The sequence below is a fragment of the Streptomyces sp. NPDC031479 genome, assembly GCF_055581065.1.
Genome location: NZ_JBVIKC010000004.1, coordinates 162,694 through 189,024, shown reverse-complemented (window position 1 = coordinate 189,024; position 26,331 = coordinate 162,694). Strand labels below are relative to the sequence as shown.

17 protein-coding genes are annotated in these 26,331 nt (G+C 75.6%); 7 read left to right on the top strand and 10 right to left on the bottom strand.

The window, feature by feature from the left end:
- Positions 1-25 precede the first annotated feature (25 nt).
- The 4 genes from ACZ5D2_RS07245 (at position 26) to ACZ5D2_RS07230 (ending at position 4,013) form a co-directional block, all read left to right on the top strand.
- Positions 26-1,258 (top strand): hypothetical protein, encoded by a 1,233-nt coding sequence (locus ACZ5D2_RS07245; protein WP_468927822.1) that lies wholly within the window; start codon positions 26-28, stop codon positions 1,256-1,258.
- Positions 1,242-2,018 carry a hypothetical protein gene (locus tag ACZ5D2_RS07240; protein WP_468927965.1) on the top strand — a complete coding sequence of 259 codons (777 nt, stop codon included), beginning with the start codon at positions 1,242-1,244 and terminating at the stop codon, positions 2,016-2,018. The genes ACZ5D2_RS07245 and ACZ5D2_RS07240 overlap by 17 nt, the downstream gene beginning before the upstream one ends.
- Positions 2,019-2,353: 335 nt before the next feature.
- Positions 2,354-2,710, top strand: a complete 357-nt coding sequence (locus ACZ5D2_RS07235; RefSeq protein WP_371680207.1) for a YciI family protein — start codon at positions 2,354-2,356, stop codon at positions 2,708-2,710.
- A 67-nt stretch (positions 2,711-2,777) separates the two neighbouring features.
- Entirely contained in the window at positions 2,778-4,013 is a 1,236-nt protein-coding gene (locus tag ACZ5D2_RS07230) for an RNA polymerase sigma factor (protein WP_468927962.1), read from the top strand.
- Here the strand turns inward: ACZ5D2_RS07230 and ACZ5D2_RS07225 are convergent.
- The 4 genes from ACZ5D2_RS07225 to ACZ5D2_RS07210 form a co-directional block, all read right to left on the bottom strand.
- On the bottom strand, positions 4,003-5,469 hold the full coding sequence (locus tag ACZ5D2_RS07225) for a condensation domain-containing protein (RefSeq protein WP_468927818.1): 1,467 nt from the start codon (positions 5,467-5,469) through the stop codon (positions 4,003-4,005). The two genes, ACZ5D2_RS07230 and ACZ5D2_RS07225, sit on opposite strands and share 11 nt — an antisense overlap.
- A gap of 111 nt (positions 5,470-5,580) precedes the next feature.
- The gene (locus ACZ5D2_RS07220) at positions 5,581-6,609 is read right to left on the bottom strand and encodes an ABC transporter ATP-binding protein (protein WP_468927815.1); all 1,029 of its coding nucleotides are present in this window, start codon (positions 6,607-6,609) and stop codon (positions 5,581-5,583) included.
- A complete protein-coding gene (locus ACZ5D2_RS07215; RefSeq protein WP_468927813.1) occupies positions 6,606-9,626 on the bottom strand; it encodes a hypothetical protein in 3,021 nt (1,006 codons plus the stop codon). The genes ACZ5D2_RS07220 and ACZ5D2_RS07215 overlap by 4 nt, the downstream gene beginning before the upstream one ends.
- Positions 9,623-12,886, bottom strand: a complete 3,264-nt coding sequence (locus ACZ5D2_RS07210) for an FtsX-like permease family protein (RefSeq protein WP_468927810.1) — start codon at positions 12,884-12,886, stop codon at positions 9,623-9,625. Before ACZ5D2_RS07210 ends, ACZ5D2_RS07215 begins: the two co-directional genes overlap by 4 nt.
- A 190-nt stretch (positions 12,887-13,076) precedes the next feature.
- Between ACZ5D2_RS07210 and ACZ5D2_RS07205 the strand changes: the two genes are divergently transcribed.
- Positions 13,077-13,796 carry an ABC transporter ATP-binding protein gene (locus ACZ5D2_RS07205; protein ID WP_468927807.1) on the top strand — a complete coding sequence of 240 codons (720 nt, stop codon included), beginning with the start codon at positions 13,077-13,079 and terminating at the stop codon, positions 13,794-13,796.
- 93 nt (positions 13,797-13,889) lie between these two features.
- On the opposite strand, the gene ACZ5D2_RS07200 is transcribed toward ACZ5D2_RS07205, so the two are convergent.
- The 4 genes from ACZ5D2_RS07200 to ACZ5D2_RS07185 form a co-directional block, all read right to left on the bottom strand.
- On the bottom strand, positions 13,890-14,420 hold the full coding sequence (locus ACZ5D2_RS07200) for an STAS domain-containing protein (protein WP_468927804.1): 531 nt from the start codon (positions 14,418-14,420) through the stop codon (positions 13,890-13,892).
- Between the two features lie 524 nt (positions 14,421-14,944).
- Positions 14,945-18,520, bottom strand: coding sequence for an nSTAND1 domain-containing NTPase (locus ACZ5D2_RS07195; protein ID WP_468927801.1), 3,576 nt, complete (start codon positions 18,518-18,520; stop codon positions 14,945-14,947).
- An 11-nt stretch (positions 18,521-18,531) separates the two neighbouring features.
- A complete protein-coding gene (locus ACZ5D2_RS07190; protein WP_371680215.1) occupies positions 18,532-20,838 on the bottom strand; it encodes an ABC transporter permease in 2,307 nt (768 codons plus the stop codon).
- A complete protein-coding gene (locus tag ACZ5D2_RS07185) occupies positions 20,835-21,545 on the bottom strand; it encodes an ABC transporter ATP-binding protein (RefSeq protein WP_371680216.1) in 711 nt (236 codons plus the stop codon). Before ACZ5D2_RS07185 ends, ACZ5D2_RS07190 begins: the two co-directional genes overlap by 4 nt.
- Before the next feature lie 482 nt (positions 21,546-22,027).
- On the opposite strand from ACZ5D2_RS07185, the gene ACZ5D2_RS07180 reads away from it, so the two are divergent.
- Positions 22,028-22,894: a sensor histidine kinase gene (locus tag ACZ5D2_RS07180; protein ID WP_371680217.1), complete on the top strand. Its 867-nt coding sequence runs from the start codon at positions 22,028-22,030 to the stop codon at positions 22,892-22,894.
- Positions 22,891-23,601 carry a response regulator gene (locus ACZ5D2_RS07175; RefSeq protein WP_371680218.1) on the top strand — a complete coding sequence of 237 codons (711 nt, stop codon included), beginning with the start codon at positions 22,891-22,893 and terminating at the stop codon, positions 23,599-23,601. The genes ACZ5D2_RS07180 and ACZ5D2_RS07175 overlap by 4 nt, the downstream gene beginning before the upstream one ends.
- A gap of 21 nt (positions 23,602-23,622) precedes the next feature.
- Here the strand turns inward: ACZ5D2_RS07175 and ACZ5D2_RS07170 are convergent, their stop codons facing one another.
- Together ACZ5D2_RS07170 and ACZ5D2_RS07165 are read right to left on the bottom strand one after the other, a co-directional pair.
- Complete coding sequence (locus tag ACZ5D2_RS07170) at positions 23,623-25,146, bottom strand: hypothetical protein (protein ID WP_468927795.1); 1,524 nt, start codon at positions 25,144-25,146, stop codon at positions 23,623-23,625.
- Complete coding sequence (locus tag ACZ5D2_RS07165) at positions 25,143-26,147, bottom strand: LysR family transcriptional regulator (protein ID WP_371680220.1); 1,005 nt, start codon at positions 26,145-26,147, stop codon at positions 25,143-25,145. The genes ACZ5D2_RS07170 and ACZ5D2_RS07165 overlap by 4 nt, the downstream gene beginning before the upstream one ends.
- Positions 26,148-26,331 lie beyond the last annotated feature (184 nt).

Here is a 26,331-nt window from a genome sequence, read left to right as displayed (position 1 = left end):
TCCCAGTGCGAAGGGCAGGTCCGGTTTGAAGTACGCGACAGAGCCGACGGAAGCCCGCATCGAGGATGCGGGCAACATCCTGGTCGCGCCTTCGACGTTGCACGACCAGGACGTGATCAGGGAGTTCTTCGGGTCCACGACCACCCCGGAGGACCTTGCTTCCGGTTCGCCGGACCTCGCGCAGAAGACCGTCTACCTGTGTGGCGACGTATCCGGGGTCAGCCGCCGCCAACTGGATGCGGCGGAGCGGGTGTTCGTCATCCGGGAGCTGTCACACGGCTACCGGGAGGACGCCGGCGAGCCGTGGACGCCCGTCGGCCTCGGCCGGGTTCCCGTCCGTGTGCACGGTGCCGGCGTGTACTACCGCCGCTTCTTCGGCCCCGGTGCCGATCACTTCGGACGGATCCGTGCGGAGCACGCGTTCCAGTCCCTGACGGAGTCCACCAAGCCCGGAACCGCCCATCGCAGCGGCATCTATCTGACGCCCGTCACGCGAAACGGTGACGAACTGCATTTCCGCCTGCTCCGGTGCTCCACGAACCTCTCGGGGCCGACCGAGGGCTTTCGCCCGACCGACACGAGCATCGTCGAGGACCTGAACCGCGAGGCCGCCGCCGTCTTCCGGAACCACGCACCGCTGAATCACGTCCTCGCCCAGATCTACCACAACACCCTCGCGACGGCCGGGCGCAAGCAGTCCAAGGCCAAGATCTCGGCCCATGCCGACAAGACGAAGGACATGCCCGTCAACGGCATCATGGCCTTCTGCACCTTCTACGACGGGCTCGACAAGCTGCAGCCCCTGGCCGAAGACGCCTTCGACCACGGGGTCAAGGGTGTCAGCGGGCTGACCAGGCTCCGCTTCCGCCTCAAGGAGCCGAGCGGAGAACGCGACGGGGTCGCGCTCCCCGCGCAGTTCACCCTGACCCTCTATCCCGGCTCCGTGTTCTTCATGCCGCTGTCCGTCAACCGCCTGTACACGCACGAGATCCGGCCTTCGGGACTGGACGCGGAATCGCTCCCGACCCGCCTGGGATACGTGGTGCGCTGTTCGAGCGCCGAAGCCGTTCACAAGAACGGCCACACGTTCCTCAAAGCGGCCGGAGGCCTGGTGCGGCTCGGGCCACCCACGCCGGCGGGCATGGACGAGCTGCGCAGGCTGTACGCCGAGGAGAACAGGACCTCGTCCTTCATCGACTACGGCGACGAATTCCTCTTCAGCATGAACACGGGAGACTATGTTGCCCCCCGGGTCTAGGATCTCGGACGAGATCCTCTCGTGCGCTCTGCCGGCCGAGGAGAACCTCTTCGCGGAGCTGTCCGCATCGGTTCGTTGGGAAGACGTGGGGAAAGGCCGGCAAGGCGCCACGCTCACCAGGATCGACGAGTCGGACGGTGTGCCCCTCGTACGCACCACCACCCGGTACGGCAATCCGACGCAGCGTTTCCGGGCGGTGCACGAACGGCTGGCGCGACAGGTCCAGGAACGTGCGGCGCTTTCGGTCGGCTTCAACAACGCTCTCATCGAGAACTACACGAACGCCTACAGGACCATGGGCGCCCATTCCGACCAAGCCCTCGATCTTGCCGACGATTCGTTCATCGCCGTCTTCTCCTGCTACCGGAATCCCGAAGCGGGCCCGTCGAGGAAGCTGATCTTCGAATCAAAGGGGTCCGGTGGTGACGCGTTCGAGATCCCCCTCGCCCACAACGGCGTCGTCGCGTTCTCCGTCGACTCGAATCGGCGGCTCAGGCACAAGATCGTAGCCGCCACGCCCATCGGGGCGGCGGACAACCGATGGCTGGGCGTCACGTTTCGGACGTCGAAGACCCTCCTTCGATTTCACGGCGGACACGCCCACCTTCCGCAGGGTGCGCGCCTCCAGCGGGCCGACGACGAGCAGCGGAGCGAGTTCTACCGACTGCGGCGACGTGAGAACCACGAGACGGACTTCGTCTACCCCCCGCTGACGTACACCGTCAGCGAGAGCGATCTGGTGCCGCCCGTCCGGCCCTGAGGGCGTCAGGGCGGCTCACGCGGAACCGTCCTGGACCGCAACGGCATACGCGGCCCGGCGGGCGGTCGCCGAGCGGCCGCCACCGCCCGCTGGTCCGGCGAGCGGCGGGTGCGCGGATGGGCCGCCCCGGCCTCTCGGAGGGGCCTGGGGCCGCGATCCTACTCGGCAGTAGCCCCGGTGGGCACGGGTCCGGACCCACCCGCCGGCCTCTGTCGGGTGGCCGCCCTCCGGGATTCTCCGAAGAATTTCCCGGGAGCTGTCGATCCGGGCGCCTCCCGTTCGACGCAGGGGTGAGAGACGGGGAACGTCCCCGCCCTCCCGACCGAGGAGTCACCATGCCGCGTTTCCTGAGCCTGATCCGCATCGACGAGCAGAACCTTCCCACCGAGGGCTTCCCCGCGGACTTCGAGGAGCGGATGGGCGCCCTGATGGAGGAGATCACCAAGGCCGGGGTCATGCTCGACACCGCCGGGCTGCTCCCCACCTCCGAGGGCACCCGGGTCGACTGGTCCGGGGGGAAGCTCAGCTTCACCGACGGGCCCTTCACCGAGACCAAGGAGGTCGTCGGCGGCTACGCCCTCCTCCAGTGCAAGGACAAGGCCGAGGCACTGGAATGGACCAAGCGGTTCCTGTCGATCCACCCCACCAGCTGGCACGTCGGCGCCGAACTCCGCCAGATCCAGGAGATGTGACGCTCCGCGCCCGCCCCGCGTTTGCCCCGGTCCGTCACGGCTGCTCTGATGGGTGGCCGTGACGGCAGTGAGTACGGCCCAGGCGGTCGAAGCGGTGTTCAGGATCGAGTCCGCGCGGATCATCGCCGGCGTCACCCGCATCGTGCGGGACGTCGGCATCGCCGAGGAACTCGCCCAGGACGCCCTGGTCGCCGCCCTCGAACGGTGGCCCCTCTCCGGAGTCCCCGACCGGCCCGGTGCCTGGCTGATGGCCACCGCCAAGCACCGGGCGGTCGACCTCGTACGCCGCAGGGAGACCTACGCGCGCAAGCTCGCGGAGGTCGGCCGCACCCTGGAGGACGTACCCCCGCCCGCCGAGCCCGCGGCCCCGGACGACATCGACGACGACCTGCTGCGCCTCGTCTTCACCGCCTGCCACCCGGTACTGGCCACCGACGCCCGGATCGCGCTCACCCTGCGCCTGGTGGGCGGCCTCACCACCCAGGAGATCGCCCGCGCCTTCCTGGCCTCCGAGCCCACCGTCGCCCAGCGCATCGTCCGGGCCAAACGGGCCCTGGCCAAGGCCGGGGTGCCCTTCGAGGTCCCGTACGGCGCCGACCGCGAACAGCGGCTCGCCTCCGTCCTCGAAGTCATCTACCTGATCTTCAACGAGGGCTACTCGGCCACCGCCGGCGACGACCTCGTCCGGCCCGCCCTCTGCGAGGACGCCCTGCGCCTGGCACGGGTGCTGGCCGCCCTCATGCCGAAGGAGCCCGAGGTCCACGGACTCTGCGCGCTGCTGGAGTTCCAGGCCTCCAGGACCGCCACCCGCACCGGCCCCGACGGGGAGCCGGTGCTGCTCGCCGACCAGAACCGGGCCCGCTGGAACCGGCTCCTCATCCGGCGCGGCGTCGACGCCCTGCACCGCGCGGGCACCGGCCCCTACTCCCTCCAGGCCGCCATCGCCGGATGCCACGCGGCGGCCGTCCGCTACGAGGACACCGACTGGGCCACCATCGCCGCCCTCTACGGACGGCTCGTCCACCTGGTGCCCTCACCGGTCGTCGAACTGAACCGGGCCGTCGCCGTCTCCATGGCCGAGGGCCCCGGGGCGGCCCTGCCGCTGGTCGACGCCCTCGCCGACGAGCCCGCCCTGCGCTCCTACCACCTGCTGCCGAGCGTACGGGGGGACCTGCTGGAACGGCTCGGACGCGGGCCGGAGGCCCGCGCCGAGTTCGAGAGGGCGGCCGCCCTCACCCGCAACGTCCGCGAACGGGACCTGCTGCTCGCCCGCGCCGCCGCCCTCCCGCCGGTCAGGCCCTGAGCGGGGCCGCCTGCTCCGCGGACCGCCGCGGCCCGGCGAGCCGGCCCGGCCGGCGGAAACCGCCCGTACGGGCCACGCTCCGCACGGTCTCGCGCAGCGCGTCCTGGAAGTCGCCCATCGTGCGGCGGGCGGGCGCCGTGTCCACGTAGAGGGAGTTCATGTGCAGTCCGTCCGCGTCCCGCTGGAACCACGAGCAGGCCCCGTTGGCGCGCGCCGACCACACGTGCGTGGCGGGCCGCCACTCGTGGTGGCGCTCCGCGCCCCGGCACTTGCGCATGTCGATGTACGAGAAGAAGTTCACCGGGTACGGCCAGGAACGGGCGGCGAACTCCTCGGGTGCCAGCAGCTCCCAGGCCCGCACGAACGGCACGTCGATGTGGGAGATCATCTCGCCGAAGCCCGCCCGGACCGCCGCCATCACCTGCGCGAAGTCCCTGCCGGGAGAGGCGTCGAACTCGATGGGCATGGTGTTGACGAACCAGCCCACCGCGTCGTTCCAGGAACCGCGCCCGCGCTCGCTCACCGGCATGAACCCCCGGTAGACGCCCGGACCTCCGGCGTCCCGCAGACAGACGGCGACCGAACCGAGCAGCCCCATGAACGGCTTCGCGCCCACCTGCAGACAGGTCTTCTCGAACACCTCGGCCTCGGCCGGGTCCAGCAGCGACGAGGCCTCGTTGACGATCGGGTACATCCGGTCCGGCTCCACGCCCAGGTCCAGGGGGAAGCGGGGGAAGAACTCCCCGTTGCGGTCGATGAAGGACTTCCAGTAGCCCAGGCGTTCGTCGTCCGCCTCGATGGAGAGGTAGCGGCGGCGCTGCTCCTCGGCGAAGTCGAGGTAGCTGGGGACCGCCGGCAGGTCCCCTTCGTCGCCGCGCCGCAGGGCCTCGTACGCCGTCATCACCTCGCGGACCACGATCGGCATCGACATGCCGTCGCAGACGATGTGGTCGAAGGCGAGGTACACGGTGGCGGAGTCCGGACGCAGCACCGCGCCCATGGTGAACAGCGGCCACGACAGGGTGTCGATGCTGCGCTTGAAACGCTCCACCAGGAACGTCCGCAGCCGCTCCGCCGAGTCGAACGAGGCCACGTGCTCGGCCTCCAGGGCGAGTTCCCCGGGAGCCAGGGGCTCGCACGCCAGCTCACCGGCCAGCCGTCGGAACTCGCAGCGCAGCACCTCGTGCCGCCGGACGAAGCCCAGCAGCGCCTGGGCGAGGGCCGCTTCGTCGAGCGCGCCCTCGACCTCGAAGGTGATGGCCAGCCACGACGCGACGGGGTCGTCGGCGCCGCGGCTCTCCTCGGCGACGGTGAAGTGCTTGTCCTGGTTGAACGAGGCCCTTCTGCCCGCCGGGTCACCCCCGTCCGCGTCGGCCGGCACGGCCGTCGACCGCAACCGCCACTCGACCACCCGTCCCGGCGCCACGTGGCGCAACTCCAGAGGAAACTGCCGCATTCCGTCATCCCTTCGCCCCCGAGTCAACCCCGAGCGCCTAACGACACCCGGACCACGGAAGTGACGCCCGCACCCCGACGACCGGTCCGCGGGCGGGCGGGAAGGGCCGTCCTACGGCGCGGCGGGCCCCGCGCCGGCGTCCGGGACGTCTCCGTCGCGCGGGCCGTCAGGGGCGTCAGGGTCGTCCGCGTCGTCGCGGCGGACCTCGATGTGGTCGGACGCCCGGTCGACCGCGACCCGGTGCTCCATGCCCAGCGCCTCCAGGAACTTCTGCGGCAGCTGCACCCGGCCGGTGCGGTCCAGCATCACGTACTCGCGCTCGCTGACCGACTCCGTACCGTGCTCGTCGGTGACCGTCCGGCGCAACACCTCACTGCTGGTGCGCCCGTCGCGGATGGCCACCGTACGGCGGACCTCGCCCGCCACCATCGGGTCGTGGGTCACGATGACCACCGTCGCCCCCAACTCCCGGTTGACGGTGCGGAACGCCTCGAAGACGGCGGCGCCGGTCTCCGAGTCCAGTTCGCCCGTCGGTTCGTCCGCGAGCAGCACCGCCGGCTCGTTGGCCATGCCCACGGCGATGGCCACGCGCTGCTGCTGGCCGCCGGAGAGCTCGGCCGGTCGGCGGCCCGCGAGTTCGCCGATCTCCAGCGCCTCCAGCAGCCGGCCGACGCGCTCGGCCCGCCGGGCGGCCGCGCCGCCGCGACGGCCGCCGCCCTTCAACTGCATCGGCAGGGCGATGTTCTGGGCGACCGTCAGGAAGGGCATCAGGTTCTTCACCGTCTGCTGCCAGACGAAGCCCACCGTCTCGCGCCGGTAGCGCAGCCGCTCCCGCGCCGACATCTCCAGCAGGTCGTGGCCGCCCACCGAAGCCGTGCCGGCGGTGGGCACGTCCAGGCCCGCCAGGATGTTCAGCAGGGTCGACTTGCCGCTTCCGGAGGCGCCGACCAGAGCCACCAGATCGCCCCGGGCCACCGTCAGCTCCAGCCCCTGCAAGGCCTGCACCTCGACCCCGGCCGAGGTGAAGATCCGCACGAGGCGGTCGCAGGCGATGGCGGTGTCCTCGGAGCGGGTCCGCGGCGCGGCGGCGGCCAGCGCCGCGCTCCGCAGCTCCTCGTAGGTGGGCGCTTCGCTGGTCAACGTGGGTCTCCCGCTCTCAACTCGGTGGTGATCTGGCGTCGGCCCGATATCGCCGCCTCGGCGACCACGGCCAGCACCAGCAGGGCGGCCAGGCCCAGGGACTGCGCGAGCACGGGCCACGCGGTGAGCCGCACGCCCGTGGGCACGGCCGAGCCGACCAGCGTGGACAGGTCCACGGAGGGACCCAGCAGGGCGACGGCCGCCGCGGCGACCAGGCCGCCGCCCAGCGCGGCGGCGAGGGCCTGCGGCAGCGACTCGGTCAGGATCAGGGCCAGGCCCTCACGGGGCTGCAGCCCCATGGTCCGCAACCGGGCCAGCAGGGCCGCCCGTTCGGGCGCGGCCCGCACCAGGTTCAGGAGGACGGCCAGCAGCGCGAAGGCCGCCACCCCGGCGAGGGAACCCCAGAACACCCGGGCCGCCGAGGCCTGGAGGGGGTCGTGGGCGAGTGCGGCGGCCGCCGCCGAGCTGGTGTGCACGGTGTACGGATCCGCCGTGCCGTTCGGGGCGGTGGTGCGGAGCAGGTCGCGCAGCGGGCCCTCCTCGGCCCGGCCGAGGGCGAACCAGTGGGTGGCCTGCTCGACCCGGGGAAGCCGGGCCGCGGTCGGACCGGCCGGCAGCACCACCGTGTAGGCGGCGGGGCCGGGCGCCGGAGTGCCTTCGATCACGGCGACGGGCTTCACGGGCAGGGTCTTTCCGTCGCTGAAGCGCAGCTCCTGCACGCCGCCACCGGTGGTCTGCGCGGCCAGGCCCTTGCCGAACAGGGCGGGCAGCGGGGCGTCGGCCCCGGCCCCGGCCAGCAGTGCGGGGTCGAACTGCCCCCGGCCCACGGCCCGGGACAGCTCCGCGTACGTGACCGGGTCGGCGACGATCACCGTGACCTGGGTGGAGCCCTGCTGGGTGCCCATGACGAAGCCCCAGTCGTCGACCCACGCCGGGACGGAGGTCCGGATGCCGGGCAGCCCGGCGGCGGCCCGGGTGAACTCCTTGGGCACGGTGCCCAGCGGGGGCGCCGCCACCTGGGCGTCGCCGCCGACGGCGGCCCGCGCCACCTGCTGCCGGGAGGTGTCCACGGAGGCCAGGACGGTGGCGCCGAAGCCGCCCGCGGTCACGGCCAGCAGCAGCGCGATCAACGGCAGGACGGACGGCCGGGAGCCGCCGCCACCGCGGGCCGCGCGGGCCAGACCGAGGAAGGAGACCAGCCCGCGGCCGCGTCCCGCCGCACGGGTCAGGCCCCGTACGAGCATCGGCAGCAACCGGGCCAGCAGCAGGCCCCCGCACAGGGCCAGCAGCAGCGGGGCGGCGACCAGCAGCGGGTCGAGGCCGGTCCCGGCGGGGGCGATGCCGCGGCGGGAGACCTCGGCCACGGCGGCCACCGTGACGGCGAGCACGAGCAGTTCGGCCACCAGCCGCCTGCGCGGGGCCCGCCTGTTCGGCGCCGACAGCAGGACGAAGGCCCGTACGGGGAAGGCCAGCAGTGCCAGCAGGGTGACGGCCCCGGCCCCGAGGAGGGTGGGGGCCAGGCGGGGGACCGGCAGCAGCACCACGGCCAGGGCGGTGGCGAGCGCGGCGGCCGGCAGCACGGTGACCGCGTTCTCCGCGAGGAGCCGGCCGACGACGCCGCGGCGCGAGGCTCCCCGGGCGCGCAGCAGCAGCAGTTCGGCCGTACGGCGGTCCGCGCCGAGCCCGGCCGCCAGGCACAGCACCACCAGGGCCTCTCCGGCCAGTCCGGCGGGTCCGAGGGCGGCGAGCGGTGCGACCGCCTGCTGGCGGGCCTGCGCCTGGGTGAACAGCCGCGGCAGCCCGGAGGTGACCTGCAGTTGCTCGCGCCCGGTGGTCCGCCGCAGGTCGGAAGCGGTGGACCCGGCCACGTACGAGGCCACGGCGGCGGCCACGTCCGGCAGCCGGTCGGCGCGCAGCGTCCCGGTGTCCAGGGGGAGCCGCCAGAAGTCGTTGACGGTGCCGCCCCACGTGTCGAGCCGTCCGAGCCCCTCGGCTCCGACCAGCGCGGTCACCCGCCAGAAGGGCGTCAGACAGGCCGCCGTGGGACAGGGCAGGCCGTCCCAGTAGACCTCCGCGGGGTCCTCGGCGACGTAGAGCCCGACGATCTCCGCGAGGAAGGGGGTCCCGACGGCGGAAGCGGTCGTCAGGACCGTGCCGACCCGGGCGCCCAGGGTCTCGGCCGCGCTCTTGGCCAGGGCCACGGGCAGGGGGGCGCCCTCGGCCGCGCCGCCGGGCCAGCGCCCCTCGACGAGGCGGGCGTGGGAGGCGGCCTGCGGCAGGTGGAGGAGGGTCAGCAGGGTGTCCGGCGGGGGGTCGCCGGGCATCCTCTTGAGCTCAGGGTTGGACAAGGCCTGCGGGGTGACCGTGACCGTGCCGTGGACCGGGCCGGTCGCGGCCAGCTCGATGCCGGTACGGGGGCCGGTGTTCGCGCGCAGGGCCGCCAGGACGGAGTCCAGCGACTGCGGGGTCCTCTGGCCGGGGAGGGCGCGGGCGCTGGCGTACAGGCTGGTCGGGCCGGGGCCCTGCTCGTGGAGGTAGGAGCGCAGGGCGTCGTCGGCGCCGCGGTCCAGGGCCCGCGGCAGGGCGGCCGCCAGCAGGACGGCGACGAACGCCAGCGCCGCGGCGAGCCCCGCCGCCAGCGGCATCGCCCGGAGCCGGGTGCGCACCCACGGGACGCCGGAGCCGCCCCGCGGCACGGCGGCCGGGGAACGGCCGCCGCCGCCGTCGCCGGCGGTGCGGGTCGTACGGGTGGTCCGGTCCGTGGGGGCGCCGGCCGCGTCGGCGGAGGGGCCGGTGGCGCGGCCGGAGGTGGTGCGGGTCGTGGCTGGGGCGGCGCCGTCGCCGGTGCTCCCGCCGTCGTGCCGGGCGGGGCGCCCCGGCCAGGAAGAGGGGCCGGGGGCCGCCGGGTTGCCGGGCGGCACGCCGCCGGCGGCCGTGTGCGGGCCGGGCGGGGTGGCGCCGGGGGTGCTCCGGCCGGAGGGCGCGGTGCCCTCGGGACCGGCGGGCGGGGTGGTCACATCTCCTCCACGTACCGCAGCCGCGCGGCTGCACCTCGGTCGGTCCGTCGCCCGCGGCCGCCGAGCACCGCCGACAGCAGGGGCACCGCCGCGACCGCGGCGGCCAGCAACAGGGTCTGGAGACCCGGCAGGTCCACCACGACCCCGGGCACCGGGCGTTGCGCGGCCGGCGTCAGGATCATCAGCGGTACCACCAGATGGACGATCGCGGCGCCCAGGCCCAGCCCGACGGCCGTCCCGAGGCCGACCAGCAGACAGCCCTCGGCGGCGGCGGTCCCGGCGAGCCGGGCCCGCGGGGCGCCCAGGGCCGTCAGGATCGCGTGCTCGCGGGCCCGTTCCCGTCCGGACGCGGCCGCCGAGGCACCGAAGCCGATCGCGGCGAGGACCGCGCACGCCACCGCCAGGGCCGCCAGCGCGGCCTGCGGGCCCGCGCTCAGCGGATCTCGCAGCAGACCGGCGGCGACCTCCTCGCGCAGCAGCACCTTCTGCGAGCCGGCGCCCGCGCGGATCCGGGCGGCGGCCAGGGCCGGCTCCCGGTCGTCCGGCGAGGAGGCGGGCAGCCACCACTCGTCGGCGGGCGGCAGGTCCTTGGCGTCCTCGGCCGCGAGCTGCCGTGCGGCCGCGTCCAGGTCCACGGCCAGGGCGGTGTCACCGGCCACGGGCAGCGACCCGACGGCCGAGGCGATCCGCACCTGCACGGTGGTGACGCCCAGCCGGACGGGCACCTTGTCGCCCACGGAGGCCCCCACGGCGGCGAGGAACCCGCGGGTGGCGACCCCGCGGACCTCGGCGGGCGGGCCGCCGGGGCTCAGCGAGACCTCCACGGGCTTGCCGGGCGGGCCCTGGTAGTGCAGGCGCAGCAGGTCCGGTGCGGCGGGCCGCAGGGCGGCGGCCGGGACCCCCTTGGCCGCTTCGGGGGTACGCAGGTGCCAGTCGGGCGCGGTGGCCGTCACGGGTGCGGCGGCTCCGCCCGGGGTCTCGCTCACCGAGACGCGGTGCAGGGCCAGTTCCCCCTCGACCGGGACCACCGACTCGGCGTCGAACCACGCTGGCTGGAGCCCGTAGGACATCACGAGGCCCACGATGCGCAGGGGGCCGGCGGCGGACCCCAGCGGGGATCCGGTCAGCGGGTCGAGGGGGACCGAGACGGTGCCGGAGCCGCTCGTCGGGAGGGCGGCGACCGGGGTCCGGTACGTGAGCCCGAACCGGTCGCGCAGCAGCACCCCGAGCGTCGGGCGGCCGGCCGACGCGGGGTCGGCGGTCACGGACACGTCGAGGTCGATGCGCCGCGGGTCACCCGGCAGGGCGATCCCGTCGGCGCCCGGCCCGGCACCCGGGGCGGCCGGGGGCACGGCGAGCGGGGCGAACAACTCGGCCGTCGGCCGTCCGTCGCGCAGGTCGGCCCGCAGCGGCAGCCGGCCGGCTGCGCGCGAATCCAGGGCGAGCAGCCGTCCGGGCTTGTTCCCCGGCAGGGCCACCTCGGTGTGGATCACCGGGATGATGCGGTCGCCGCCGGGCAGGGCCGCGTACCGGCCGCCCCGGCCCATCGGGGCCAGGTCGCCGCCGGTGATCCGCAGGCCGCCGGCGGTGGCGAAGTCGGCCTGGTCGCGCTGGGAGGCGGACCAGGCGGAGTGCTGGCCGAGGGCGAGCACCCCGCTGGACACCGCGAGCACCAGCAGCAGCACCGGTCCGGTGGCCCGCTGCGGCCGGCGGGCCAACTGCCAGCCGACCAGGGCCGGACCCAGCCCGCGTCCCCGGGCGGCGATCCGCCCGCCCAGCCGGGCCGCGAAGGGCAGCAGCCGCAGCACGAGCAGGGTGCCCGCGCACAGGGCCAGCGTCGGGGCCGCCACCAGGACGGGGTCCACGCCGAGGACGTCGCCCCCGGCCGGAGCGGCGTCCCCCGCGCCGCCGCCGTACCGGGAGAGCTGCCGGTAGGCGAGGACCGCGAGGGCCACCAGTGCCAGGTCCGCGCCGGAGCGGGCGAAGCCCGACACCACAGCCCGACGGCGCCCGCCGCGCCGCAGGGCGGCGGCCGTGGCGCCGCGCAGGACGGCGGGCAGCGTGGTCAGCAGTACGCACAGCAGCGCGCAGACCGCCGCGGCCGGCCACAGCAGCCAGGAGCCGCCCGTGTCGAACGGCACGTGGGCCAGCGGCCCGTAGCGGACCGCCAGGCGCAGCAGGAGGGGGGTGAGCAGCGGGGCGAGCACGGCGGCCGGGACCGCGAGCAGCAGGGACTCGGCGGCGGAGAGGAGGCCGAGCCGGCGGCGGGAGGCGCCGCGCGCGGTCAGCAGGACCCGCTCCGGTTCCTGACGTTCCCTCAGGAAATGGGCCACCAGCAGCAGGGCGGCCGAGGCCAGGACGGCGAGCTGGAGGGCGCCGACGAGCAGGGTGGAGCGGGCGACCCGCTGACCGGACTGCAGGTCCGCTATGAAGGACGGCAGTTCGCCGCTCACCGTCAACCCCGAGGGGGGCGTGGTCTCGGCCGCGGCGGCCCGGCCGCGCACGGCCTCGACCGCGGAGCGGGGCGTGCCGGTGAAGTCGGGGGTCAGCAGGGTGGCGCGGCTGTTCTGCGGGAGGCCGCCCGCGGTGAAGGCCGAGTCGTCGACGAGGAGAGGGCCGTAGGTGGTGAAGCTGCCGACCTGCACCTCGCGTCCGCCGAGCGGGTCGAGCCGCCAGTACGGGGCGTCCGGTTCGGCGGCCCGGTAGACGCCCGTGACGAGCACGTCCAGCGGGGCGCCGCCGAGGCGGTCCTCCAGCCGGACCTCGGCGGGCAGCCGCTCGGGGGCCAGGCCGAGGCGGGTCAGGGCCGCCGTGGGCAGGGCAACCGGCAGCCTGCCCGGGTTCGGGCCGACCGCCTCGGGCCACCGGCCGGCGAGGAGCCGTACGCGGTTGCGGTCCAGCGCGGCGAGCAGGGTGAGGTCGGCGTCCTTGCCGGGGGCCCGTTCGCCGGGCAGCCCGTACGAGCGGCTGCGCGCCAGGCTCTCGGCGCCGGTCGGCACGGAGCCGAAGACCCGGTCCGTGAAGGCCCGTACGGCCGCGTCGTCGGCGGGGCGCTGTGGCAGGGCGTGTTCGCCGGTGAGCACGACGGCGGTGCGCGCCCGTTCCGGTCCGGTCAGGGCCCGGCGCATGCCCGCGTCGCCGACGCTCCGGGTGAACGCCAGCAGGGCGGTCAGCGCGGTCGTGGTGATGACCATGGTGAGCAGTACGGCGGTGGCGAGCGGCCAACGCCCGCGCAGCCGGCGCATGACGAAGCCGAGCATGTGCCTGTTCCTCCCCCATCCGGACTAAAGGCCCCGGATAGCGGACGATGCTGTCAGATGCGATCAAGTAGCGGAAGGGACTTGCGTGATGGATGTGACAGATGAGCAAATTCGGACGTGAGGGCGGGAGAGTGTCGGAAGCGCTCTCCGGGGCGGCGCCGCCGCCCGCCGATTCGAGGGGGAACCCACCATGACCCAGCAGCAGGTCAGCGCCGCCACCACCGCCGTCGCGCCCATGGTGGTGGTGCGCGACCTCCGGCGGAGCTTCGGGAGCGGGGCCCGGACCGTACACGCCCTGCGCGGCGTCTCGTTCGAGGTGCGGCGCGGTGAACTCACCGCTCTCAAGGGGCGGTCGGGGTCGGGCAAGACCACCCTCATGAACCTGGTCGGCGGACTCGACTCCCCGACGGGCGGCACCGTCGAGCTCGACGGCACCGATCTGACGGGCCTGGACGAGAGCGGCCGGCTCGCGCTGCGCAGGGACCGGATCGGTTTCGTGTTCCAGTCCTTCGGCCTGATCCCGGTGCTCACCGCCGCGGAGAACGTCGGCGTCCCCCTGCGGATGCGGGGGGTCCCCGCGAAACAGCGCGAGGAGCGCGTGCGCACCCTGCTGGCCCTGGTCGGTCTCGCCGACCACGCCGGACAGCGCCCCGGGGAGCTGTCCGGCGGTCAGCAGCAGCGCGTCGCGGTGGCCCGCGCGCTGGCCAATGAGCCCGCCCTGATCATCGCGGACGAGCCCACCGGCCAGCTGGACTCCGAGACGGGCCGCTCGATCATGCGGCTGCTGCGCGCGGTGGTGCGCAGCGAGGGGGTCACCGCCCTGGTCGCCACCCACGATCCGGAACTGATGGAACTCGCCGACCGGGTGGTGGAGTTGCGCGACGGCCGGATCGTCGAGGCGACCGGCTGAGGGGCTCCGGGCGGTACGGCCCGGGTGGCGGGGGGAGCCACCGGGCCAGGAGGGCGGCCGGCAGCAGCGGGGCCGGGGTGAGGAGCGTGAAGGTCACGGACCCACCACCCGCTCCCGGTCGGAGGGGCGAGGGCGCACACGGGCGTCGAGGTCCAGCAGGAGCCGCAGGGACCGCGAGGTCGCGGCGGTCTCCCAGGAGCGTCCGCTGCGGGTCCACCCGTCCAGTACGTCGAGCAGGGCCGAGTCGCAGAAGGTGACGAGGGCGGCGTCGAGGACGAGCCGTCGGGCGCCGCCGGCGGCGCCTTCGTCGAGGAGGCCGCGCAGGGGGGCGCAGGTGAAGAGGTCGAACTCCCCGGCGAGGCTGACGGCGAGGACGCCGTCGCGGAGCGTGGACCGTAAGCGGGGCACCGGGTCGGGCGGGTCGGGCGGCGCGGCGGAGGTGGCCGAGGCGGCCAGGTCGGCCGGGGTGGCCAGGTCAGCAGGGGTGGCCGAAGCGGCCGGGGCGGCTGGGGTGGCCGAGGCGGCCGGAGCAGCCGGGGTGGCCGGGGCAGGGATGCCGGGGGCGTCGGCGGAGCCGGCCGCGGCCAGTATCGGGGCGCTTATCGCCTTTATGGGACTGTTCATGCCCCTCCCAACGGTCTCCGCCCCGGCCGGGAAGCGGCGGCCGGGCGCACTTCACCCGCGTGGGGCGCCCGGGTGGCCCGTTCCGGCGATCTTCGTCACCCGGGCGGGTCCCCGCCGCGCGCGAACGCGTCCCGCGGACGGCGATACCGGACAGCGGGTGCGTGGACGCGGATGCGGCGCGGGCTCGGGGCGGCCGGTGACGCGGCGGGCGCGAAGCGCGTGGCGGCCCTGGGCCGACGCCGAAGTCACCCGGCGGGGAGCGGGCTGCCGAACGGGCCCGAGCCGAACGGGCCTGAGCCGAACGGGCCCGAGCCGAACGGGACCTCGCCCACGAGGCCCTCGCCGGGGCGGAAGCCCACCACCGGGAGGCCGACCGGGCCGCCCGCTCGGCCCGCCGCGCGGCCACGACCGCCGGACGCCGGCGGAAGCGGACGCAGGCCCCCGGGGCCGAAGTGGCGTCGTTCAGGAGCCACTTCGACGACGGGCCCGGCGGCCCCCGCCGGATCCGCGCACCCTCCCACGGGTCAGGGCGGGGGCGGGAGCCGGTGGGCGCGGCGTTCCTCCGGGGTCGGGGGATGGAGCACGCGGGCCGCCGACAGGCGCAGCAGGGGCGCGGGGTCCGGGTCCGCCGGGGTCCACAGCCGGACGGTCCGGTCGCGGGAGGCCGTCGCGATGCGGGTGCCGTCGGGGGACCAGCACAGGCCGTTGACCCAGTCGGCGTGCAGCCCCACCACGACGGCCGGGGCCGTCGCCGACGCGGGGTCCCACAGCCGGACCGTGCGGTCCCGGGAAACGGAGGCCAGCCGGGTCCCGTCCGGGGACCAGGCGATCTCCTGGACCCGGTCCTCGTGACCCGTCAGGACCACGTGCCCCGCGGAGGACCCCGCCGGGTCCCACAGCCGCAGCGTGCGGTCCCGGGAGCCGGTGGCCAGCCGCCGTCCGTCCGGGGACCAGGCGACCTTCCACACCTGGTCGGCGTGGCCCTCCAACGTCCCGACCCGCTCGCCGGTGTCCGGGTCCCAGAGGATCACCGTGCGGTCCGTCCCGCAGGTCGCCAGCCGCGTTCCGTCCGGCGACCAGTCGGCCCCGGTGACCCAGTCCCGGTGGCCGCGCAGCACCCGCAGCGGGGCTCCGCCCGCCGCGTCCCACACCCGTACGAGACCGTCGCGCGCGGCCGTCGCCAGCCGGGTCCCGTCGGGGGACCAGCAGACCGCCGACACCTCGTCGCCGTGCCCGTCCAGCTCCAGCGCCGCCGGGCCGCCGTCGCGCGGCCACAGTGCCGCCGTGCCGTCCCGGCGGCCCACCGCGAGCCGGGTGCCGTCGGGCGACCAGGCCAGGTCCCCGCACTGCCCGGGGAACAGCACCTCGGGCGGTCCGAACTCCGGGGCCCGCCAGACCCGTACGGTCCCGTCCTCGGAGGCGCTCGCCAGCCGGCTGCCGTCCGGCGACCAGGCCGTACGCCACACCGACTCGGTGTGCCCGCGCAGTACCGACGGCGGCGCGCCCGTGTCCCACACGGCGAGGGTCCGGTCCTGCGAGGCCGTGGCCAGGCGTCGGCCGTCCGGGGCCCAGGAGAGCGCGTACAGGGCGCCCCGGTGCCCGGTGAGCCAGAGCGCCGCGTCCTGCGGGTCCTCACCCGGGAGCAGGTCCCAGACGCGCACGTTGCGGTGCTGGTCACCGGCGGCGAGCCGGGTTCCGTCGGGGGAGAAGGCCAGGCAGTTGATCCCGTCCATGCTCTCGAACGTGCGGACCGCCGCCCCCGTCGCCGCGTCCCGGAGCACCACCGTCCGGTCCGTCGACCCGGAGGCCAGCAGGGCGCCGTCCGGGGACCAGCACAACGCCGTGACCCGGTTCCGGTGCGCGGGCCCGGCCGGGACCGGGCCGCCGGGGCCCGCCGACGGCCACACCCGTACGACCCCGTCCTCACCGGCCGCCGCGAGCCGGCTGCCGTCGGGGGACCAGGCCGCGCTCCACACCATGCCCGGCGGCGCCTCCAGGGTGCCGGCGGGGGACAGTGCGGCCGGGTCCCACAGCCGGAGCACCCCGTCGCCGGCCGCCGACACCAGCCGGCGGCCGTCCGGGGAGAAGGCGAGCGCCCCGTGCCCGCCGCCATCCCCGCCATCCCCGCCGTCCCCGCCGTCCCCGTGCCGTACGGTCGCCGACCGGCGCCAGGACGCCGTCTCCCACGAGGTCAGCCGCGCGTCGCGGGTGGCGCACACGAGCAGGGCCCCGTCGGGCGACCAGACCACCGCACGGGGCCACCGGCCCGGCACGTCGAGCACCGCCGAAGGCTCCTCGGCCAGGGCGCCCGTCGCGGCCTCCGCCCCGGTGCCCGCCCCGGTGCCCGCCCCGGTGCCCGCCCCGGTACCCGCCTCCCACACGCGCAGCCGTCCGTCACCCGAACAGGCCGCGAGCCGCGTCCCGTCGGGCGACCAGGCCGCGCCCGTCACCGCCGCCCCGAAATCCCCGTGCACCGCCCGCAGCAGCGAGCCGTCCAGCGCGGTCCGCAGCGCCTGGAGGGCGCCCGGGGTCGGCGCCCACTCGGTGACCGCCGCGCGGGCGATCCCGATCGCGGTCTCCGGCTCCCGGCTCTCCAGTACCCGGGCCGCCACCGCGTCCGCGGTGCCGGCCCGCGCCGCGCCGTCCGCACGGGCGCTGCGGTCGACGTACTCCACGACGAGCGCCGACACCTCCAGCCCGGACGGGGCGCCGGCCTGCCCGGCCAGCCAGGACCGCGCGTCCGCCAGCCGGTCCCCGGTCAGCAGGAACGCCCCGCCCCGCCCCGCGAACTCCCATTCCTGCGCCCAGCGTTCCCACGCGCCCCGCTGCCGCAGCCGCTCGACGTGGGCCTCGACGGCCGCGCGGAGCGGCGGCCACCGGCGCAGCAGTGCCTCGTGGGCCAGGTCGAGGATCCCCGCGTCGGAGGTCAGCAGCCGGCCCGCGACGAAGGCGTCGGCGATCTCCCCCTCGGCGGGCGTCAGTTCGGCGCGCGCGACCCGCCTGCGCACCGCCTCCCCGCCCCGTACGGTGACCAGCCGCAGCAGCGTCCCCACCACCGGGTCGTCGCCGTGCGGACCGCCGGGGCCCAGCAGTTCCGCTCGGATCCGGTCGGCCTGCCCGACGAGCGCGCCCGCGACCCCGCCGACCTCCCGGTACAGGGCGTGGCCGATCACGGACCCGGGCCCGCCCGCGCGCCGGTACAGCTCCTGGAGGGTGTAGGCGAGCAGCGGCAGCGCGTCGCCGCCCCCGCAGTCGTCGACGATCCGGGGGACCAGCCCCGCCTCGAACTCCACCCCGGCGGCGGCCCCCGGGCGGGCCACCACCTCGTGCAGCGCCTCCCGGGGCAGGGCGCCGATCACCATCGGATCCCGTACCAGGGGCGCCAGTGCGCCCTCCAGGAACCCGGTCAGGAAGTCCGAGCGCAACGTGCCCACCAGCCACAGCCGCGGATCCCGGTCCAGGACCTCCCGTACCGCCTCCGCGAAGGCCGTGCGCTCCCCGGCGCCCGACAGCGTCAGCAGCTCCTCCAACTGGTCCACCACCAGCACCCTCGGCCGGCCGTCCCGTGGCCCGCCGTCCACGGCCGCGTGCAGCGCGCCGACCGGATCGGTGCCGGGGGTGATGGCCGGGTACGCGGTCCAGCGCGCGCGGCGCCCCGTCAGCGCGGGCAGCAGCCCGGCCCGGACCAGCGAGGACTTGCCGGAGCCGGAGGGCCCGACCACCGTCACGCACCGGTGCGCCCGCGCCGGGACCGCCGGGTGCAGCCGGGCGACCAGCTCGGCGGTCTCCCGCTCCCGGCCGAAGAAGACGGCCGCGTCCTCTTCCCCGAAGGCCTCCAGCCCGGGGTACGGGGGCTGACCGGCCGTCCACCGGGCGGCCGGCGCGGCCGGCCGGCGTTCCAGCCAGCGCAGCCACAACTGCCCGCCGACCAGGGCCAGCAGGCCGATCCCGACGAGGGGTATCGACCACTGGCGGAGCAGCCGCAGCGGGAGCGGGACCTCGCCCTCCACGTTGGTCGCGTAGTTCGTCGCGATCCCCAACAGGGCGCCCACCAGCATCAGCAGCACGTCGAGCACCAGTGCGAGAGGTCGTCGTTGCATGGGTCGAAAACCTACTCGGTGTGCAGGACCGTCGCGATCGTCGCCCGTGCGGCCGAGCGTGCCGGAACCAGCGCGCCGAGCACGGCGATCACCACACCCGCCAGCAGCAGGAGGGCCAGTTGCGGCGCGTGCCAGACGTCCTTCATCGACTCCGGGAAGGACACCACCCCGACGTGGTCCACGACCAGCCGGTGCGCCACCACGCCCAGCGGGATCCCGAGCAGCCCGCCGGCCGCGCCCAGCCCGGCGACCGAGGCCACCGTCATCACCACCACCTGCCGGGGCGTCATCCCGATCGATTTGAGCATGCCGAGGTCCCGGCGGCGCTCACGGGTGTTCAGCAGCACGGTGTTGAACACCCCGAGGGCGGCGACGACGGTCAGCAGCACCGTGAACACCGTGGAGAAGGTCACCACGGTCGTCGTGCCCGCGTTGGAGGTGTCCGGAACGGAGGCGCGCAGGCCCGGGTCGATCGCCTCGACGTCCTTCGCACGGGCCCGTGCGTCGGTCCCCGGGGCCAGCCGCACCGTGTACTCGATGGCGCGGAGGTCCGGCGCGAGCTTCAGGAGGGTCGGCCAGGAGGCTTCCAGGGCCTGCGCGTTGCCCTCGATGAGCTCTCCCACGACGACCACCGGGGCCTGCCGGCCGTGCAGTTCCAGCGTGGTCCGGTCACCGATCGCCAGCCCGCGCTGCGTCAGGAACGCCGGACCGGCGACGACCTCGCCCTCCGCCTCCGGCGCCCGGCCCCGCACGATCCGGTACGGATCCCGGGACGCGTCCCCGCGGTAGAAGTCGGCGAAGACCGTCTGTGCCTGCCCCGCCAGGTGAGCCTGGGAGAGCGCGCGAGCCCGTACCCCGGCCGTGCCGGGCAGCGCCCGCAGCCGGTCCTCGATCTGCGGGTCGGTGAGCGCCGGCGGGGTACGGCCGTTGCCCGGACCGCCCGCCGACACCTGGATCCGGGTGCCCCCGCCCTGGCCCGCGTCCGCGTAGGCCAGCATCGTGCCGGTCAGTCCTGTCGCCAGGGTCACCGTGGTGACGCCGAGCACGATCGCGGAGAGGGTCAGCAGGGTACGCGCGGGCCGGGCGAACGACTGCCCCAGCCCTAGGCTGACGGACCGCGGCAGCCGGCTGCCGCCGAGCAGCCGCTGCACGCGCCGCCCACGGCCGGTACGCGCAGCGCCGGACGGGCTGATCGCCCGTGCGGCGGGCAGCCGGTGCGCCCGCAGGGCGGGGGCCAGAGCGGTCAGCAGGACGAGGGCGGGCATGCCCGCCAGGCAGACGACGGACACCCACGTGCCGTACGCGCCGACGGAGGCCCGGCCGGTCTCGATGCCGGCGAACGCGACCTTCAGGATCGGCCCCGCCAGGGCGTTGCCGGCGAGGGTGCCGAGGACGCAGCCGACGGCGGCCGGCAGGCAGACCATCGTCAGGTAGACGCCGACGACCTGGTTCGGGGTGAAGCCCACGGCCTTGAGCACGCCGATGTGCCGGTAGCCGGAGACGACGGCCCCGCTGACGACGTTCCCGACGATCAGGCAGGACACCAGGAGGCCGAGCACGCCGAAGAAGGTGATGAAGGGGAGGTAGGAGTCGGCCAGCGCCGAGAAGGCCGCCTTCAGGGTGAAGTAGTCCTGCGCGCCGGTCAGCGATCCGCCCGGGAGGTCCGCGGTGGCTTCGGCCAGGGCGGCGTCCAGCCCGCTCCGGCTCGACGCGTCGGTGAACCGGTACAGCATCTGCGCCGAGGTGGGGTGCATCGCGGCCATCTGCTCGGGCGTGACCCAGGCGCTGGCCGACTTGCTCATGCCGGCGGCGAAACCGACGACGGTCAGCTTCGGCCCCCCCGGGGAGTCGAGGGTGGTGCCGAGCAGTTCCGGGCCGGGGGAGCCCTGGGAGGGCCAGTTGACGACGATCTCCCCGGGCTCGGTGGCCCAGTGCCCTTCGAGGATTTCGAGCCGGTCCACCGGGCCCGCCGGATCGGCCCGGCCCACGACGGAGAGCGTGCCGCCCGCCGTCCAGAGCCAGCCGTCGGGAACGTTGACGACGGCCTGCCCGAAGGGGCCCGCCGAGGCCTCCACCCCCGGTCGGCCCGCGGTCCGCGCGAGCTGCTCCGGCGAGACCCTGCCGGTGTCGAAGGACGCCACCACGTGCGCGCCGCGCTGGCGGGCGTGCGCCTTCTCGAAGGGGCTCGACGCGGCGTCGAGCAGGGCGAGGGCGAGCAGCACGGTGGTGGTGGAGCACAGGACGACCAGCCCGATGACGAAGGTCTGCACCCGGCGGCGCCGGACGGCCGCGCGGGCCGCCCGCCACACGGCGTTCACGCGGTCACCGCCAGCGCGCTCTCGCGGGCCACGCGGCCGTCGGCGACCTCGACCAGGCGGCTCGCGCAGCGGGTGGCCAGGTGGGGGTCGTGGGTCACGATCAGCAGGGTCTGGCCGATCTGGTTGAGGTCGATCAGCAGGTCCATCACCTGTTCGCCGGAGCGGCTGTCGAGGGCGCCGGTCGGCTCGTCGGCGAGCAGCAGCGCGGGCCGGTTCATCAGCGCCCGGGCCACGGCGACCCGCTGGCGCTCGCCGCCGCTGAGGGTGGCGGGGTAGTGGTCGCGCCGGTCGGCGATCCCGAGCTCGTCGAGGAGTTCCAGGGCCCGGCGGCGGGCCTGACGGGCGGAGACGCCGGTCAACTGGGCGGCCAGCGCCACGTTGTCGAGGGCGGGCAGGTCGTCGATGAGGTTGAAGAACTGGAAGATCATGCCCACGCCGCGGCGGCGGAACAGGGCCAGACCGGTCTCCGACAGGGACCCCAGGTCCTGGCCGTGCACCTCGACGGTGCCCGCCGTCGGCCGGTCCAGGCCGGCCACCATGTTGAGCAGGGTCGACTTGCCGCAGCCCGAGGGCCCCATCACGGCGACCGCCTCCCCCTTGCGGATCTCCAGCGAGAGGCCGTCCAGGGCCTTCGCGTCGCCGTACTCCTTGTGCACGCCGTCCAGCCGGACGACGACCCCGGGGGCGCTGTCGTGATCTTTTGTCATGCCCCGAACTTAGAAGGCCCGCCCCGCGCCGGGCGTCACCCACCGGATGTAACCCGGGGGGCGGGTCATCCCACAGATGTACGCGGGCGCGCCGCCGCCCCTGCCCTTCTGGTGCCCGGGGGCCTTCGGGTCCCCGACCAGGCTGGGGTTGGAGAAGTGCACCCGGGTCTCCCGGCCGTCAGCCGTCGACGTCCCGGAGTTCCCTCCAGTTGCCGAGCAGTTCGCCGGGCGGCGAGTGGAAGAGGCCCGGCGGGTAGCTTCTCGTCGAGCTGATCGGCAGTGCACCACTTCACCACGGGGTTGATCCCGGCGCCGAATCCCGCGGGCGGGGCGGTGAAGGCGCGCCGTACCTGCTCGGTGGTGGGCCTTCCTTCCCCGGCGAATAGCCCGGTGCGGCCGTTCAACACGAGGGCGCGGTTAGAGTACTGGGCGGTCCGCGGGGGACGGGCCGGGTGTGCGGGGCGGATGAGGGGGAGGGTGCGGTGGGCTGGCTGACGGGGGTGGCGCTGGCGTCGGCGGGCGCGGCGGCCGTGGTCGCGCTCTGCCTGGGGGTCGCGCTGGCGCGGACCCGGCGTGCGCACCGGGCGGCCCGGGGGGAGCACGGCTGGCTGCTGGAGCGGGAGCGCGAGAGCGCCGCCCGCGGGGCGGTCGACGCGGAACGGGCCAGGATCGCCGCCGAACTCCACGACATCGTCAGTCACAACGTGAGCCTGATGATCGTGCAGGCCGGGGCGGCCCGCGAGGTGCTCGCGACCATGCCGCAGGAGGCAGCGGCCGCGATGAGCGCGGTGGAGAACGCCGGCCGGAACACCATGACCGAGCTGCGCCACCTCCTCGGCCTGCTCGCGCCCGCCCAGGACGGTGAGGACGAGCCCTACGGGGGCGTCGCCGAGCTGACCCCGCAGCCGAGCCTGAGCCGGCTGAGCCCGCTCATCGACAAGATCGCCTTCGCCGGGCTGCCGGTGGACGTACGGATCTCCGGCGAGCCGCGGCCCCTCCCGGCGGGGATCGACGTGACGGCGTACCGGATCATCCAGGAAGCGCTGACCAACGCGCTCAAACACGGGGACGGGGTGAAGGCCGAGGTGACGGTGCGGTACGCGGACAGTGCCTTGCGGGTGGAGGTGCTCAGCGGCGGCCCGAGCGTGCTGACCGCCGACGCGGGCGCGGACGACGGCGGGGCCCGCGCGGGCGGGCGGCCCGGCGGGCAGCCGAAGGCCGAGGGGACCGGTCGGGGGCTCCTGGGCCTTCGGGAACGCGTCGCCGTCTACGGGGGCGACCTCGATGCCCGCCGCCGCCTAGGCGGCGGGTTCCGGGTCCGCGCGCGCCTTCCCCTGGACCGGCCGTGACGGCGGCCGCACCCGGGCCCCGGGTGCTGATAGCCGACGACCAGGAACTCGTGCGCACCGGCTTCCGGCTGATCCTGACGGCCCGGGGGATCGAGGTGGCCGGGGTGGCCGCGGACGGGGTCGAGGCGGTGTCGATGGCGCGGAGCCTGCGCCCCGACGTGGTCCTGCTCGACATCCGGATGCCGCGCATGGACGGTCTGGAGGCCGCCCGCCGGATCATGGCCGAACTCCCCGGCTGTCGCGTCATCATGCTGACCACCTTCGACCTCGACCAGTACGTCTACGCCGCCCTCGCGGCCGGGGCCAGCGGGTTCCTGCTCAAGGACGTCACCCCCGAACACCTGGCGGCCGCCGTACGGCTGGTGGGGACAGGCGATGCCCTGCTCGCGCCCTCCATCACCCGCCGCCTGGTCGAGCGGTGCGCCCCGGCCGCCGGCCCGTCCGCGAACGCCGCGGCCGGGGGCCCGGCGCCGCACCGGGACCTGGCCGCGCTGACCCCGCGCGAGCGGGAGGTGCTGACCCTGATGGGCCACGGGCGGTCCAACGGCGAGCTGGCGGGGGAGCTGACGCTCAGCGAGGCCACCGTGAAGACCCACGTGGCGAGGATCTTCGCCAAACTCGGCCTGCGGGACCGGGCCCAGGCCGTGGTCCTCGCCTACGAGACGGGGCTGGTCACCCCGGGATCGGCCGACGGCCCTCCGGTGTAGCGGCCCCGCCGGGCGTCCCCCTCAGGGCATCGAATCCCGCATCACCGCGAGCGGGAGGGCCGGGTGGGCCGCCGCGGCCTCCACCACCTGCCAGTCCGGGTCGTCCAGCAGGCGGGGCAACTCCCGTGCGGGCAGTGCAGGATGGGCGGCGGCGTGCCGGCGGGCCCTGACGTCGGCCAGGCAGCCGAGCAGCGCGGGCCCCGTGGCGTTCGGATGCCGCGCCACGGCCCGCAGCACTCCCAGCACCGGCGGATCGTGGCGGACCAGTTCCTCCAGCAGGGCGCCCGGGGCGTCCGGGTTGGCGGCGACCTGCGCCAGGACCGCCACGCCGTGCCGCGCCGCCATCGCGCGCAGCCGGTCCTCGCCCAGGCCCGGGTGGGAGGCGACGGCCTTGACCACCTTCGCGTCAGGATCGGCGGCGAGGGCGTCGCGGACCGCGGGCGGCAGATCGCGCCGCCGCGCCACGAGCGCCCGTACGCCCGCCTCGGCCGAGGCCGCCAGCCGGTCGACCTCGGCCTCCGTCGCGGCGGCGATCCGGGGCAGCGGCTCCCGGCCGGCCCGCGCCCGGCCGACCGGCCCGGCCAGTAGGTCGAGTGGCAGGCGGGGGTGGCGGATCAGGCGGGACAGCACCTCCGGGTCCCGGACGCCGGCGAGTTCGCGGATCACCGCCTCACCGGTCCCGGGATTGCCGGCCAGGGCCCACAGGACCCCGGGCATCGGGTCGCGGGCGAGTTCCGCGTACACCCGCTGAGGCAGACCGGCCCGTGCGGCCACGCGCTCGCGCAGCAGCATCGAGGGGTCGCCGGCGAACCGGGCCACGTCATCGGCGGGAGTCGAGGGGTTGGCCAGGGCGGCCTGCCGCGTGTCCTGGACGGTGGACCGGTGGGAGCCGTCGCAGGCGGCTCCGCTGCGGACGTAGGGCTGCCACCAGCGCAGTTCCGGGTCCTTCTCGCAGACGGAACACTCGGACGCCGGGGGCAGTCCCTCGCCGGTGAGCAGCGCGGAGAGCAGGGCCGGGGGCACCGCCTCGTTCTCGTTGAGGGCGGTCATCAGGCGCACCTCGGCGTGCGGATGCGCGGCCAGCAGGGCCGCCGTTGCCGGGTCCGGGGTCCCGTACAGCGCGAGGCCGCTCACCACGTCGAGCTGGTGGTCGGCGGCCAGCAGGGCGGCGACCTCCGGCGGCAGACCGGGGCAGAAGGCCAGCTTCCGCCGGCGGTCGGAGTCGGTGTCCGTGACGAGGAGAGCGGGCCAGTGCGGCAGGCCCAGGCCCTCGTCGAGCAGGGCGAGGGCGGCGTCCGGCAGGGCCCGCGGATCGATGTCGTCGGCGCGGAGCACCCCCCGGCGGACCGGCCCGACGGCCAGGATCCCCCGGTGGGCGGCCAGGGCCAGGGCCTGGTCACGGCTCAGGTCCGCCCGGTCGGAGAGGGCGGAGTCCACCCAGCCGCCCTCCTCGGCGCCCTCCCCGACGGCGAAGGCGATCAGCCGGGCGACGAACGCGGGCGGCAGCGCCGGATTGGCGGCGAGCCCTTGCAGCAGGTGCCTCACCGGCCCACCTCCACGCCGGTCGGTGTGGCCGCGCCGGTGCCGGGGCCGGACTCGGGGCCGGACCCCGGGCCGGAGCCGGTGCCCGCGCCGGAGGCCGCCCCCGAGTCGGCCGCCGCCGCTTCGCGCAGGGCGTCCCGCAGGGCGGCGGCGAGCGGGTCGAGGGGGGTGCGGCGCGGGGTCGCCACCCCGATGTGGCGGGCCGGGCGCGGTGGGGCGAGGGCCACCGGGGCCGATCCGGCGGCCGGGGCCAGCGCGATGCGGGGGATCAGGGAGACCCCGACGCCCGCCCCGACCAGGGTCTGGGCGAAGAAGTAGTCGGTGGTCGACGCGGCGACGCGGGGCTCGAACCCGGCGCGGTCCGCGTACCGGCGAAGGAAGGCCTCCGTCTTCAGGCAGCCGAGCACCCACCGGTCGCCGGCCAGTTCCGCGGGCTCCAGCACCTCCCGCTCCGCCAGCCGGTGGCCGGGTGGCAGGACCGCGTACAGCGGGTCCTCCATCAGGGGCAGCCAGGCCGGACCGGCCGGACCGGCGCCGCCGGCCGGGAGGGGCCCGTCGAAGTGGTAGGCCAGTGCGAGGTCCGCCGCCCCGGAGCGCACCATCGCCAGCGAGACCTCCGGTTCGGCCTCCACCACCGTCAGTTCGACCTCGGGACGCACGGCCACGAAGGCGGCGAGCGCCCGCGGCAGCAGGTGCCGGCCGCCGCTGGTGAAGGTGGCCACCGTCAGGCGGGCCCGGTCGGCGGTCAGCCGGTCGATCCGCGACCGGACGAGGTCCAGCTCGGCGGTGACCGTCTCGGCCGTCTCCACCAGCAGCCGTCCGGCCTCGGTGAGCGCGACTCCGCGCGGGCTGCGCCGCGCCACCGGGTGGCCGATGCCGCGCTCCAGGGCGGCGATGTGCTGGGAGACGGCCGAAGGGGTCAGCCGCAGGGCCGTCGCCGCGCGGTTGAAGCTCCCGTGCTCGGCCACGGCGCGCAGGATGCGCAGCCGGTGCACGTCGATCAAGGTTCTCCCTCACGCAGGTTCGGCGATGGACCGGTTTTCGGTGGGGACACTACAGCGGCGGAGTCGACAGCATGATCGAGCTTCCGGTCACCGACGGCAGCCGGCGCTTCGGCGGGCACCCGGTCGCACCGCTCCGCGACGGGGCCGGCGCGGTCACCGCCCCGGCACGACGGCGGCCGCGCCG

What these genes read in the sequence shown, in the direction of transcription:
- ACZ5D2_RS07235 (WP_371680207.1), top strand. Translation starts at nt 2,354, where the DNA reads ATGCCGCGTTTCCTGAGCCTGATCCGCATCGACGAGCAGAACCTTCCC.
- ACZ5D2_RS07210 (WP_468927810.1), bottom strand. Translation starts at nt 12,886, where the DNA reads ATGCTCGGCTTCGTCATGCGCCGGCTGCGCGGGCGTTGGCCGCTCGCC.
- ACZ5D2_RS07225 (WP_468927818.1), bottom strand. Translation starts at nt 5,469, where the DNA reads ATGCGGCAGTTTCCTCTGGAGTTGCGCCACGTGGCGCCGGGACGGGTG.
- ACZ5D2_RS07185 (WP_371680216.1), bottom strand. Translation starts at nt 21,545, where the DNA reads ATGACAAAAGATCACGACAGCGCCCCCGGGGTCGTCGTCCGGCTGGAC.
- ACZ5D2_RS07205 (WP_468927807.1), top strand. Translation starts at nt 13,077, where the DNA reads ATGACCCAGCAGCAGGTCAGCGCCGCCACCACCGCCGTCGCGCCCATG.
- ACZ5D2_RS07200 (WP_468927804.1), bottom strand. Translation starts at nt 14,420, where the DNA reads ATGAACAGTCCCATAAAGGCGATAAGCGCCCCGATACTGGCCGCGGCC.
- ACZ5D2_RS07195 (WP_468927801.1), bottom strand. Translation starts at nt 18,520, where the DNA reads ATGCAACGACGACCTCTCGCACTGGTGCTCGACGTGCTGCTGATGCTG.